The organism is Flavisolibacter tropicus, from assembly GCF_001644645.1.
Classification (GTDB): domain Bacteria; phylum Bacteroidota; class Bacteroidia; order Chitinophagales; family Chitinophagaceae; genus Flavisolibacter; species Flavisolibacter tropicus.
Window position 1 is genome coordinate 2,498,183 of the sequence record NZ_CP011390.1, and the last position, 12,399, is coordinate 2,510,581.

Below are 12,399 nucleotides of genomic sequence, written 5' to 3' on the forward strand. Positions count from 1 at the left end.
TTTATATTTATTACAACATAAAAAAATACCCACAACCAGCATCTGGGTAATAGCCGGTTGTAGGTATCTCAATAAAAAAAGCAACTTATACTAGATAGAAAGTACTTTCCTAGTTATAGTTGCTCTTGCGATATTTCATTTATCATGATCTACTTCTTCAACGCCTCTCGCACCTTGGGAGCGATCTTTGTCCCAAAGATCTCAATCGACTTCATCATCGATGCATGTGAGGGCCCACCTACATCCATATGCGCAGAAAACCGGGTAAGCCCAAATAGCTCCTGCATGTGGAGTATCTTCTCAATAGCCTCATTGGCATCACCAATAATCAAATGACCTTGCGGAGCTCTTCCGTGTTCAAACTGCTGCTTTTGATAGGGTGGCCAACCTCTTTGCCGACCAATGCGGTTCATTTGTGCAGCATACAATGGATAATATTCATCGGCAACCTGCTGACTGTTCTCACCAAAGAAGGAATGCATATGTACGCCTACCTGTAGTGTATCGGGGTTGTGATCATAATGCGCATAGGCTCTTCTGTAATAATCAAACAAGGCTTTAAAATGTTCCGGGCTGCCACCAATAATAGCAAAGATCACAGGCAATCCTAACCGCCCTGCCCTCAACACCGACTCTGGCGTACCTCCTACAGCCACCCAAATGGGCAACTGTCCGTTTACAGCACGGGGATATACTTCCTGGTTTACCAACGCTGGTCGGAATTTCCCATTCCAGCTTATGCTTTTTTCTTTATTGATTTGTAGTAGCAACTCCAGCTTCTCTTCAAAGAGTGCATCATAGTCTCTTAGGTCAAAACCAAAAAGAGGAAACGACTCGGTAAAGCTACCGCGGCCTACCATTAGCTCAGCGCGGCCACCTGATATACCATCTACCGTAGCAAAATTTTGATATAAACGCACCGGGTCAGTGGAACTAAGTACCGATACGGCACTCCCTAGTTTTATGTTTTTAGTGACTGTTGCAGCAGCAGCCAATACTATCTCGGGAGACGATACTGCATAATCAGGACGGTGATGTTCACCAATACCAAAAAAGTCCAGCCCTACTTCATCCATCAACTTTATTTCTTCAATGATCTCCTGCAACCGCTGATGAGCCGGTTGCGCTTCACCGTTGCTATTGATATGCAAATCGCCAAACATACCTACACCTATTTCCATGCTCGTAGTTTTTTGCGAAGGTAATTCTCTATACTGGTGAAGGTGCTAACTCTATGCCGCTGTTGGTCATCAATACGTAAAAAGCTAAATAGAGATTAACTCGATCAGGAAAGTGGTTCTGGGCGCGGTGCACTGCCTGCGGGTTTTGACTTATCATCCGGCAGCGGAATAAACTCTTGATTATCATTCGGCGGCAGTATAATGCGACCTTGCTTCCAATCTTCCTTAGCCTGTTCAATACGCTCCCTCCGGGAGGAAACAAAGTTCCACCATATGAAACGTTCACCTAGCGGCTCACCACCAAGCAACATCAATGTAGTTGGTTCCTTGGCAACAATTACCGGATCTGCGCCTTTTGTAAATACCAGCATTTGTCCCTGGTGATAAATTGTACCAGCTACCTCTACACTTCCTTTAGCCAGATAAATACCTCTTTCTGTGTGCCCTTTAGGTAATCCAAAACGTGCTCCCGGCTCCAGTATCACGTGCAGGTAAAATAATGGCGAATTAGTTTTAACATCATTACCTAGTCCATAGGCACTACCGGCAATAAGACGCATCCATACACCCTTATCCGTAAAGATGGGCAATTGCTCTGGCGTATAGTTCGTAAAAGAAGGAGCATCTTCTTCATCCTTTTCAGGTAAGGCCACCCAGGTTTGAATCATTTCCAGCTCGCCGCCCACTAAAGCTGCAGGATCTTCAAACCGTTCAGAATGCGCTATGCCCCTACCAGCTGTCATCCAGTTTACTTCACCCGGCCGGATGATCTGCTCTACACCAAGACTGTCGCGGTGAGTAACTTGTCCACCAAAAAGATAACTAACAGTAGACAGACCAATATGCGGATGCGGCAATACATCTAATGATGAGCCTATTGCTGGCGCCACGTCTATAGGCCCGGCATGATCCATAAAGATGAAAGGACCAACCATGCGGCGAAGCCGAAAAGGAAGAATGCGTTTCACTTTCATGGAAGCACTGATGGCAGCAGGGCGGGCGTCAATAACGAGATCGAGCATAGGTAAATAGGTTAAGGCAATAATTATATAAATAAAACACTAACTACTTCAGTTTCTCATTGAAAAAATCAATGGTTCGCTTCCAAGCCAACTCAGCAGCCACTTTATCATAACGTGGTGTGGTATCATTATGAAAACCGTGATTAACGTTAGGATATATGTATGCCGTATATTCTTTGTTATTAGCTTTTAACGCAGCTTCGTAAGCTGGCCAGCCTTCATTGACCCTCGTATCCAAAGCAGCATAGTGCAGTAGTAAGGGTGCTTTTATTTTGGGAACATCTTCCGTTGCCGGCTGACCACCATAAAAAGGAACAGCGGCAGCAAGGTCTGGTATGCGCACAGCCATCATATTAGCAATCCAGCCCCCAAAGCAGAAGCCTACGACTCCTACTTTTCCATTACAGTCTTTATGATTTTTCAAATAGTCAAACCCTGCAATAAAATCTTCCAGCATTTCATTACGATCCCGTTTGCTTTGCAGCTCACGTCCGGCATCGTCATTACCAGGATATCCACCTAAGGGCGTTAGCGCATCTGGCGCTAGTGAAATAAATCCTGCTAATGCTGCTCTTCTGGCCACATCCTCAATATGGGGGTTCAATCCGCGGTTTTCATGAACCACTACAATGCCGCCAAGCTTCTTTTTATTATCAGCCGGCATAGATAAGAGGGCCTTTATCTTGCCGCCACCTTTCGGCGACTCATAAGTAATGTATTCTGATTTAATACGCGGATCGTCTGATTTGATTTGCAATGAACCCTTATAATCAGGCATTAAAAAGCTCATCAGTGAGGTTACAGTAAGTCCACCTACGGCGTAGAGGGAAAGCTTTTGCATAAAATCGCGGCGCGAAACACGGTTGTGTGCGTAGTCGTCATATAGGTCAAATACTTCCTGTTTAACGTCTTCCTTTTTGATTTCGTTCATGTGGACCAGTTTGTGATTGACTTTAAATTTAAATAAATCCACTGGTATCTAAACGGACGCTTTTATGCCCTTAGCTTTCGTCAACCCAATAGTACTGTTTTCAATAAAGGAGTGCGTACTGAGTTGACAGAGGGCGGTTAACAGTTAGCAGTTGGTAGAAAACAGCTCAATATTGCCGACTCTCAACTGTTAACTGCCTACTGATATACGACGGCATAACTTAAATTGGCATAAATCTATAGCTGGTGTAAAATTTTATATATACAAGTAATGAAAAGCAACTCATCGTTTATAGGAAAATATAGCAAGAAGCTTCCTCTGCCCTTAATACTGCTATTATTTTTATTTGTAGGCGCTATTGGCTTATTCACCCTGATTATGCATGAAGTACTTCAAGAAAGAGAAGAACAGGTGGACCATCACATCTTTCAATTTCTATCAAGCCATGTAATCAATCCATCACTAACCCCATTCATGAAAACCGTCACCTATTTTGCTTCAGCGACCTTTTTACAGATCGCATATATAATACTGATAGCTTTTTATATCATCCTCAAAAATTGGAAGCGAGCTCTTGAAATTGCTGCTATTGGGATGGGTGGCTTCATTGTCAATTACTTTATGAAACTTTTCTTTCACCGCGTCCGTCCCCCAGATCCTTTGATTGCTCCTTTACAGAACTTTAGCTTTCCAAGTGGGCATGCCACATCTGCCTTTATCTTTTATGGATTATTAGCCTACCTGATTTGGAAGACAGACCTAAACCGAACGTATAAATATTTGACTGCTACCGTTCTGATTATCTTTTCCTTGCTTATTGGTTTTAGTCGCGTGTATTTAAGAGTACACTACCCTAGCGATGTGGTGGCTGGTTTTTGCATAGGATTTTCGTGGCTGGTAATAACGATATCGCTATTTACGCGTTTAAAAAAGAAAGCGGATATAGAGGAAAAACAAGAAGCAACTCAGCCTGACAAGGTCTAAGACTGTATTCATTTCAATAGGCAGGATCTGGATATTGGAAAGGGCAAGGATAAATTCCAAATAATAAACTCCAATTTCCAAATAACAAAAGGCGTAAGTATACTCCACTAAAGGGCATACTTACGCCTACTAATTTGATTCTTATAATACGTACTCTGCTTCCAGACTGATTACCCCCGGATCACTGTTCACCGCTATACGTTGCTTCCAATTCCTGGCCCGTCGCATAGCTGGCAGCAAACTGGTGGGTTTATCAAATTGATCGTCGTAAAAACAAAGCTGATATACCTTATCCTTTATCAGTGTTTCCATATGAATGGAAACGTTAGTTATATACCCCTTTTCATTGTGTTTTTCTACTATCCTACAGCCAGTCAGTTCTAAAAGCGGTACAGTCAATTCTGAAAAACATCCAGAACGATGAAAAAGAAAAACCAGTACCTTTTGCTTCCGATCCAATCCAATGATTCGATCTTCAAACACTTCTACATGTTCTATTTGAAGCTTATGTTTCTCAACCATGCCTTGATAAGCCAATGACAATGCTAATTGATTTCTCTTTTTATTTTGCTCCCTGATCACCTGTCCCACTCCTAATAATCCTAAGACCAGCATGGAAATAAGTATAATAATAACTGGCTCCATATTAAACGGTATTTAGCTACTTATTCAAACTCATTAATAACCTCAACAATGGTAAACGTCTTCCTACCAGAAGGCACATCCCACTCCACTTGTTGTCCTTTACGAAAACCAATTAGCGCAGTACCTATTGGCGACATTACCGATATTCGTCTTTGTTTTACATCTGCATTATTAGGCGTTACTAATCGCAGTATCATTAACTTCTTGTCCTGTTCTTCTTTGATAGTAACAACAGAATTTAACCGCACTGCATCATTCGGAAAATCTTCACTGCTTACTAATTTGGCCTTCTTTAACTCAGACTCTAACTCGGCTATATTTTTATGATCAAACGCCACACTCCAGATGCCACCCTTTAAGTATTTCATGATAATATCATAATCGTCTTGTACCAGTATCAATTGCTCTTTTACCTTTTGCATAACTGAATTAATTTAAAATGGAATTAAGATTTTTAATGGAAGCCCCTCCTTTCTTACCAAAGTAGATTTGTTCAAAACTTTTGGCCTCATACTCATTTACCCTACGCATAAACTTAGAGGAATGGACCGCCTCCAGATTTGTGAAGCCGCAGGCCTCCATCATTTCTTTTGTTGCAGCAATGGTCTTTTGATGAAAGTTGGCTACCCTTACCTGCTTATCGGCCGGATGCAGGCCTTTATAAAATACAGGATCCTGGGTAGCTACTCCTACCGGGCACTTACCACTATCACAAACCAACGCTTGTATACAACCCAGCGCCATCATCATCCCCCGGGCGCTATAGCAGGCAGAAGCCCCCAACGACATCACTTTTAAAATATCAAAACCTGTAATGATCTTACCCGCTGCCAGTATTTTTATATGTTCGGAAAGCCCATAGGTATCCAGGGTTTGTTTTACAAAGGCCAGCGCATCGTAGAGTGGCATACCTATGTGATCGGTAAATTCTAATGGCGCAGCACCCGTTCCACCTTCCGCACCGTCAATAGAAATAAAGTCAGGTAGAATACCCGTAGCAACTATAGCTTCACAAATGGCAATAAACTCTTCCTTATCACCAATACATAATTTGAAACCCACAGGCTTGCCTTCCGAAAGCTCACGCATTAGCTGCAGAAACTGAATCATCCCTTTTGGTGTATTAAACTCACTATGACGGGTAGGCGAATGCACAGTAGTACCTGGGGCTACCAACCGGATAGCAGCAATTTCCGGCGTATTCTTAGAGGCTGGCAAGATACCACCGTGCCCAGGCTTGGCCCCTTGCGACAATTTCAACTCAATCATTTTCACTTGTGGCAGCAAGGCATTTTTACGAAAGGCCATCGGACTGAAACGTCCATTCTCATCCCGACAACCAAAATAGCCAGTACCAATCTGCCAGATCAGATCACCACCCTGCAAATGATATTCACTAATACCGCCTTCACCGGTATTGTGTGCAAAGTCGCCAATTTTAGCACCTCCATTCAACGACATAATAGCCGTTTTACTTAAAGCACCATAACTCATGGCACCTATATTATATATGCTGGCATAATAGGGTTGCATACATTGGTAATTCCCAATCCATACACGCAGATCTTTTTCGGTTATGGTTGTTGGATAGATAGAATGCGCCACCCATTCATAACCTGGACTCATCGGGTTGGCTTGCATACCAAAGGCAACAGTTTGTTTCTCGTTTTTGGCCCGCTGGTAAATAATAGACCGTTGCCGGCGATTAAACGGCTTACCATCTAAATCAGATTCAAAAAAGTATTGCCGCAGCTCTGGCCGGATGGACTCAAAGAAATAACGCAACCGCCCAATGATCGGAAAGTTCCGAATAATAGCGTGCTTTTTCTGATTCGCATCTCGTATTGCTACCAGTAAAAGTGGAAGCGACAAACAAAGCAGCCAATACCAGCTTTCACTATGTAAATAAGCGGCTTTTACAATTAGAACATTACTAAGTATGAGTATAAAAAGAATGATACTGCGAACCGATGTCCGCTCGAAACCTCGTACCATATTATATTGATTTAATAATTAGAGAATGTAAAAAAGACTTAAGCCCCTAGCCCTTCAGGATAAGGCTAGGGTTAATGCTTAAAGTCTTTGTTCATTACGCATGAGGCATGCGAATGACGAACCACACACAGATTTTTATAACAAGCACAGTGCAGGAGCAATCTATACAACCAACAGAAAGTAGTATTCCAAAATGTATACGGTATTACAAAACCAACCAACATTACGGATTGTTTTATGCGTTAAAAAAAGAGGCTGCTATGAAATGGCATAACCAAATCAGTCTTGGCAGCCCCTCTTACTCATGGGTCAACTAAAACTAAAACCAGCCTATGCTCGTTTAACCTCTCGGAATAACATCTTTCCCAAAATCACTTCCCAGTCTTTTGCTTTATTTTCTAATTCAGGTATCTCTTCTGGCGCATTTTGCAACTTGATATAAAACGGTAAGGCAACAGAACGCTGATTGTCTTTAAAATAAAACTCCAATGCAATCATTTCCAGGTAATCTTCTATATGCTTTTTATCAAAAGCATCAGCGTCTATGCGCCCATATACTCGCTTAACAGTACACCTTTTCACCTCTTTCAAATTGATCAAATACCAATCAAATTCATTGTCCTGTATTTCAAAGACAAGTATCTTCTGCATAATAGCATCCAGGCCAATGATGCGCTGCGCTAACATTTCCTGGCTTGTAAAGGACATACCATACCTGCTGCCCAATTTGCTAAACTGGTAGAAGAGGGCAGCATTTCGCTTACGCGCCTCTAGATGATCCATATAAACAAAACTTATAGATAGTACAATACCAAGCACAACAATGAAAACAATGATCATTATTGTATAACATTAAATGATACCAGCTTATAGTACATACAGTTAAAACCGTAAATGCCAAAGCTTTCAAATGTTTGTTACTGTTGATTAATACCAAATGCGCTTACCAGTCTATTAGGTTTACTGAATGAGAAGGATATCATCAATTGAATAAGCTTACAGGATTGGCTTATAAGACACCTACAACACACATTTCAAAGCTACCCAAAGGGAATACTGAAGCTTTAAAACCTACTAGCAGAAGCAAAATATGCCCCAAACCTATCCTTATTAGGCTGGGGAGACCGTATTAAAGTCCTTAAAATTAGAGAAGTAGTATAATTTAGGACAGAAAGGATAAAACTCCGTAAATGAACAGGTATACGCGTCCCGCATATCCAACACAACATACCTGTCGGCCATTGCTATTGTATTTATATTGGTGACGCTGTTCATAAGAACAAATCTAATAAAGTTATTTAATAAAAGACCTTTAATAAAAAGGTAAAATCTTTTTCAACCCACAAACAGCTACACACAAACAGTCTTTTTATCTATCATTTGGCGTTTTATTGATGACCTATGCTTTTTAACAAACAAGTTGTAGTTCCACCAAATTAAACATAGTAGCAGCAAGCTCCTTAGCTGACCAAAGTCATGTTTTGAATAAAAGTATACAAATACTTTTACTGAAAATTACAACACTATTATGAACCAGGCAGATACCTTATATGTACCGGCACTAGCGCCCGCCTTAAAACACCCCACTATATTCAAGCACTTCGACGCATTACCACCCGGCAACGCATTCCAGATCATTAATGATCATGATCCCAAGCCTTTGTACTACCAACTATTGGCAGAAAGAGGAAATATTTTTCAATGGCAATACCTTGAAAATGGCCCAGAACAATGGGTCGTAGAGATCAAGAAAAATGAGGCTGGAATTACGATTGGTGAAATCGTGGCTAAGGATATCCGTAAAGCAGGTGTCTTTAAAAAGTTTGGCATTGATTTCTGCTGTGGTGGCAAAAAAACGTTGAAACAAGCCTGTGAAAAAGCACAAGTAGATGTGGCTACAGTAGAAGCAGCGCTGGAAAACGCCGATGCGCATACAACCACACCCGCCTTTGACTTTTCCCGCTGGGAGGCCGACTTCCTGACTGATTACATTTATAACCAGCACCATGTTTACTACTATCAGGAAGGACCGGTTATTTTAGAACTGGCCGAAAAAGTAACAGCACGACACGGGGCACAACATCAAAACCTTTGTCTTGTTTTAGCGTTATACAAAAAGCTACAAGAGGAATTGAACGCACACTTCCTGAAAGAAGAAAATATATTATTCCCTTTTATCAAAGGATTGGTAGCTGCTAAAAAAGCAAAGAATGAAGGGCTGCTTTATGAATTTTTATCTATTTCAGAACCTATTGAGATGATGGAGAGTGAACACGAAATAGCCGGAGAGTTGTTAGGACATTTACGGTTAGCCACTGATGATTTCACACCGCCTGCCGGCAGTTGCAACAGCTTCCGGTTGCTCTACAGTAAACTACAAGATCTGGAAGCCGATCTGCAACAGCATATCCACTTAGAGAATAATATTCTATTTCCAAAAGCATTGGCGCTGGAAAAAGAACTAAGCAAGGGATAGGCCTTTTTGTATAAAAGAAGGGCGTATTTAGTTGGCAGTAGACAGTTCACAGTAGACAGAGAACAGTCCTTTATTACCGACTGCCAACTATCAACTGCCAACTGTCATCTTATATAAACCGGCCTAACGTAAATTAGCATATGGCTTTGGCTAAAAAATGTTTCTGCTATATTGATATACAAGATGGAGTGTTATTCACTCTGGCCAAACCTTGATCACCTTTCGTACTTCCATTAACACAAAACGGTGATCAAAAAAGCGCCCGGTATAGTATCTTACTGGGCGTTTTATTTTTAATATACCTCTCATGTTGTCTACCTCTTGTAAATATGCACTGCGAGCCACTGTTTACCTTATGTCGGAAGCTAAGGAGAACCGGCGCTTTAGCATCAAGGATGTAGCTGAAGCCATTGATGCCAACGAACATACTTCGGCCAAGATCTTGCAACTTCTGGTAAAGTCAGACATCATCAAATCGGCCAAGGGCCCCACCGGTGGCTTCTATATGGAGCTAACAGGCCCCAATATTTATCTCATAGATGTAGTGCGTGTCATTGATGGCGACCACTTCTTTTTTGAATGTGGCCTCGGATTAAAAGAATGCTCTGAAGCCAAGCCTTGCCCTATTCATCACAACTACAAAGCGGCTCGTGAAAAACTATTCAAAGAGTTCTCAACTGTTTCTATTCAACAACTATCAAAGAACCTGGCACTGGGCAAATCCTTTTTAAAGCGATGAATAAAACCCTGGTTATTCTTCCGTTCTTAGTCTTATCACTACTGGCCGCCATTTGGACTGGCTGGTTCCGTATAGGTTGGCCATGGCCACTAAGTGCCGCTGCTGGTCAGCATGGAGCGTTGATGGTAGGCTCCTTCTTATCCTCGTTGGTCTTTTTAGAACGTGCAATAACATTTAAGCAAAAATGGGTAGTACTACTACCTGTGATAAATGTAAGCAGTTGCTTGTTCTTCCTTTTGCAGCAACCACTTATTGGCCAGTTACTGTTATTGACTGGAAGTGCCGGATTCCTATTGATGTGCACTTACTTTATCTATCGCTATAAGGAACTGTATTATTATGTGTTTTGGATTGGCGCCTTTTCACTACTTGTTGGTTATGTTGTTTTACTGAAAGGTCAATTCTATCCGGCTACTGTTCCCTGGTGGATGGCATTCTTACTTCTTACCATCGTAGCAGAGCGCCTGGAGCTAAGCCGCTTTCTTCCACTAAAGAAATACCAGCGTGATGCACTGCTATTCGTCCTTATAGCCCTATTTGGTAGTCTTTTTATACCGTTTCATAGCTGGGGATATTTTCTTTTCCCTTTAGCTATGATCGCTACTGCCATCTGGCTGCTACGGTATGATATGGCCTGGCGCTCCATAAAAATTAAAGGTCAGCACCGCTATTCTGCACAACTACTTATTGTCGGTTATGTGTGGCTACTCATATCCGGCATGCTACTGTTAGTAAGCGATCGCTTCCCTTTTGGTTATGATGCAGCACTCCATACCTTTTTTATCGGCTTCACCTTCTCCATGATCTTTTCACATGCCCCTATTATCCTACCAGCATTAGTTAACCTGCCGCTCAAATTGTATCGCCCGCTTTTATATGTGTGGTTTGTTTTGATGCAGGTGTCATTATTAATTAGAGTAGCAGGAGATGTACTGGGCAATTATGAGTTGCGTCGGCACGGTGGTTTACTGAATGGCATTGCATTCCTGGCGTTTTTCATTTCTACAGCTGCTATTATCCGCATAGAACTAAAAAAACGGAAGCCGGCACGTATCGTCTAAAACTGTTTTCATAAACACAAGTCGAACTAAGAAGACAGTTGACAGTTGGCGGTTGACAGCCTCGTCCTTGTCAACTTATCAACTTGTTAACCTGTCAACTATCAACTGCCCTCCCTCGTCCAATAGGCTCACCAAACAGAACTAGTTCACATTAAACAATTGGTAGAAAACAAAATTGTTATCTGCTATTTTTTGAGAATAGGCTATCAACGACGTCTTTTCTTTTATAGTTGCAATAACAGGAAAACTAGCAGTGGCAGTATCTGCCGTAATATAATTATCACTCACACTTTGCCCATCAGCATTACGCACCTGAAGTCCTATCCGCTTAAATACCTTATTACCTGCTGTAGCTGTTTCATCCCATACAAATACCAGCTCTCCGTTTGCCATAGCAGCCAACTGCGGGTGAGAGCCTAATGGACTAATAGCCTGGCGGGGAGAAAAGCTGTTACCATTATCTTTTGAACTGGTAAAGTAAGCGCCCTTGTCTTTACCGCCAGTGAACCAGGCAAACTGCAAGCCATCCTTTGTTTCAGCCATAGCAGGTCCTGTATGCGGACAGCCATTTAATACCCAATTATCTTCACTAATGCGCTTAGGTGAAGAAAACGTACGCCCGCCATCAGTAGAAACAGCATGCACCATATCGCGAATACTGTCTTTAATGATGCCTCGATATAAGGTATGAATGCCACCCTTGCTATCTACAAACAAATCGGTACGGCAGCACTGACAACAAGATTCAGCAATTCTTCTTTCACTTTGAAATCCATTCTTGCCGTTCGTGCTCGCAAAGTAGAGAGCAGAGCCTTCCTCATTCGACGCTTTCCGGTTGTCCAGCCAGATAATACCTACTTCACCTGTTGGAAGTAATGCCACATCATAATAGCGCTGATCATAACTAGCCGTGTCGTTAGTTAATGGCTTTGGAGTACTCCAGTTTTTACCAGCATCAAACGATTGGGCATAGAATACCATGCCGGCATATTTGTTTGTCAAATTGGTGCTGGGCGCTCCCCACAAGGCAATGATTTCTCCTGAAGGTTTAAATATGATCTTAGGCAGGTTCTCGCCATGTGGTTGTATGTTATGGCTATGGGGAATAACTACCGGCTGTCCAAATGTTTTTCCATCCGTAGATACTGCATAACAAAAAACAGCAGAAGAATCATTCAACATACGCACCCAGCTCAGTACTGTATTGCCTTTAGGATCTTTAGTTAAATAAGGACATTGACCCGGTACTGAATCCACTTGTATGGCTTGGTTGGCTGCTGTAACCAGACTTTGACTTTTATCGTTACAGGCTACCAAAAACACAAGGGCACCGATCATTAATTTTATATAGCGATTCATGGAATG

12 protein-coding genes are annotated in these 12,399 nt (G+C 41.9%); 4 read left to right on the forward strand and 8 right to left on the reverse strand.

Going from position 1 to position 12,399, the window contains the following annotated elements:
* Positions 1–149 precede the first annotated feature (149 nt).
* From SY85_RS10455 to SY85_RS10465, 3 genes are all read right to left on the reverse strand, one after another.
* Positions 150–1,181, reverse strand: coding sequence for an LLM class flavin-dependent oxidoreductase (locus SY85_RS10455; protein ID WP_066404247.1), 1,032 nt, complete (start codon positions 1,179–1,181; stop codon positions 150–152).
* A 104-nt stretch (positions 1,182–1,285) separates the two neighbouring features.
* On the reverse strand, positions 1,286–2,203 hold the full coding sequence (locus SY85_RS10460) for a pirin family protein (protein WP_066404249.1): 918 nt from the start codon (positions 2,201–2,203) through the stop codon (positions 1,286–1,288).
* Between the two features lie 43 nt (positions 2,204–2,246).
* Positions 2,247–3,134, reverse strand: coding sequence for a dienelactone hydrolase family protein (locus SY85_RS10465; protein WP_066404251.1), 888 nt, complete (start codon positions 3,132–3,134; stop codon positions 2,247–2,249).
* Between the two features lie 270 nt (positions 3,135–3,404).
* Here SY85_RS10465 and SY85_RS10470 point away from each other — a divergent pair, with 270 nt between their 5' ends.
* Positions 3,405–4,118, forward strand: coding sequence for a phosphatase PAP2 family protein (locus SY85_RS10470; RefSeq protein ID WP_066404252.1), 714 nt, complete (start codon positions 3,405–3,407; stop codon positions 4,116–4,118).
* A 141-nt stretch (positions 4,119–4,259) separates the two neighbouring features.
* Here SY85_RS10470 and SY85_RS10475 read toward each other — a convergent pair whose 3' ends face one another.
* The 4 genes from SY85_RS10475 to SY85_RS10490 all read right to left on the reverse strand — a co-directional run bounded on the left by SY85_RS10475 (position 4,260) and on the right by SY85_RS10490 (position 7,541).
* Entirely contained in the window at positions 4,260–4,763 is a 504-nt protein-coding gene (locus tag SY85_RS10475) for a hypothetical protein (protein WP_066404254.1), read from the reverse strand.
* Between the two features lie 20 nt (positions 4,764–4,783).
* On the reverse strand, positions 4,784–5,185 hold the full coding sequence (locus SY85_RS10480) for a GreA/GreB family elongation factor (protein ID WP_066404256.1): 402 nt from the start codon (positions 5,183–5,185) through the stop codon (positions 4,784–4,786).
* A 7-nt stretch (positions 5,186–5,192) separates the two neighbouring features.
* Positions 5,193–6,758 (reverse strand): FMN-binding glutamate synthase family protein, encoded by a 1,566-nt coding sequence (locus SY85_RS10485; protein WP_066404258.1) that lies wholly within the window; start codon positions 6,756–6,758, stop codon positions 5,193–5,195.
* 330 nt (positions 6,759–7,088) lie between these two features.
* Entirely contained in the window at positions 7,089–7,541 is a 453-nt protein-coding gene (locus SY85_RS10490) for a hypothetical protein (protein ID WP_148661156.1), read from the reverse strand.
* A gap of 745 nt (positions 7,542–8,286) precedes the next feature.
* Between SY85_RS10490 and ric the strand changes: the two genes are divergently transcribed.
* The 3 genes from ric (at position 8,287) to SY85_RS10505 (ending at position 11,034) form a co-directional block, all read left to right on the forward strand.
* Positions 8,287–9,234: an iron-sulfur cluster repair di-iron protein gene (gene ric, locus SY85_RS10495; protein ID WP_066404264.1), complete on the forward strand. Its 948-nt coding sequence runs from the start codon at positions 8,287–8,289 to the stop codon at positions 9,232–9,234.
* A 307-nt stretch (positions 9,235–9,541) separates the two neighbouring features.
* Complete coding sequence (locus SY85_RS10500; protein WP_066404266.1) at positions 9,542–9,973, forward strand: RrF2 family transcriptional regulator; 432 nt, start codon at positions 9,542–9,544, stop codon at positions 9,971–9,973.
* Positions 9,970–11,034 (forward strand): hypothetical protein, encoded by a 1,065-nt coding sequence (locus tag SY85_RS10505; protein WP_066404268.1) that lies wholly within the window; start codon positions 9,970–9,972, stop codon positions 11,032–11,034. Before SY85_RS10500 ends, SY85_RS10505 begins: the two co-directional genes overlap by 4 nt.
* A 141-nt stretch (positions 11,035–11,175) precedes the next feature.
* On the opposite strand, the gene SY85_RS10510 is transcribed toward SY85_RS10505, so the two are convergent.
* Positions 11,176–12,393, reverse strand: a complete 1,218-nt coding sequence (locus SY85_RS10510) for a sialidase family protein (protein ID WP_148661157.1) — start codon at positions 12,391–12,393, stop codon at positions 11,176–11,178.
* Between the last annotated feature and the right edge of the window lie 6 nt (positions 12,394–12,399).

Coding starts and splice junctions, on each gene's coding strand:
- SY85_RS10455 (WP_066404247.1), bottom strand. CDS start 1,181: ATGGAAATAGGTGTAGGTATGTTTGGCGATTTGCATATCAATAGCAAC.
- SY85_RS10460 (WP_066404249.1), bottom strand. CDS start 2,203: ATGCTCGATCTCGTTATTGACGCCCGCCCTGCTGCCATCAGTGCTTCC.
- SY85_RS10465 (WP_066404251.1), bottom strand. CDS start 3,134: ATGAACGAAATCAAAAAGGAAGACGTTAAACAGGAAGTATTTGACCTA.
- SY85_RS10470 (WP_066404252.1), top strand. CDS start 3,405: ATGAAAAGCAACTCATCGTTTATAGGAAAATATAGCAAGAAGCTTCCT.
- SY85_RS10475 (WP_066404254.1), bottom strand. CDS start 4,763: ATGGAGCCAGTTATTATTATACTTATTTCCATGCTGGTCTTAGGATTA.
- SY85_RS10480 (WP_066404256.1), bottom strand. CDS start 5,185: ATGCAAAAGGTAAAAGAGCAATTGATACTGGTACAAGACGATTATGAT.
- SY85_RS10485 (WP_066404258.1), bottom strand. CDS start 6,758: ATGGTACGAGGTTTCGAGCGGACATCGGTTCGCAGTATCATTCTTTTT.
- SY85_RS10490 (WP_148661156.1), bottom strand. CDS start 7,541: ATGGATCATCTAGAGGCGCGTAAGCGAAATGCTGCCCTCTTCTACCAG.
- ric (WP_066404264.1), top strand. CDS start 8,287: ATGAACCAGGCAGATACCTTATATGTACCGGCACTAGCGCCCGCCTTA.
- SY85_RS10500 (WP_066404266.1), top strand. CDS start 9,542: ATGTTGTCTACCTCTTGTAAATATGCACTGCGAGCCACTGTTTACCTT.
- SY85_RS10505 (WP_066404268.1), top strand. CDS start 9,970: ATGAATAAAACCCTGGTTATTCTTCCGTTCTTAGTCTTATCACTACTG.
- SY85_RS10510 (WP_148661157.1), bottom strand. CDS start 12,393: ATGAATCGCTATATAAAATTAATGATCGGTGCCCTTGTGTTTTTGGTA.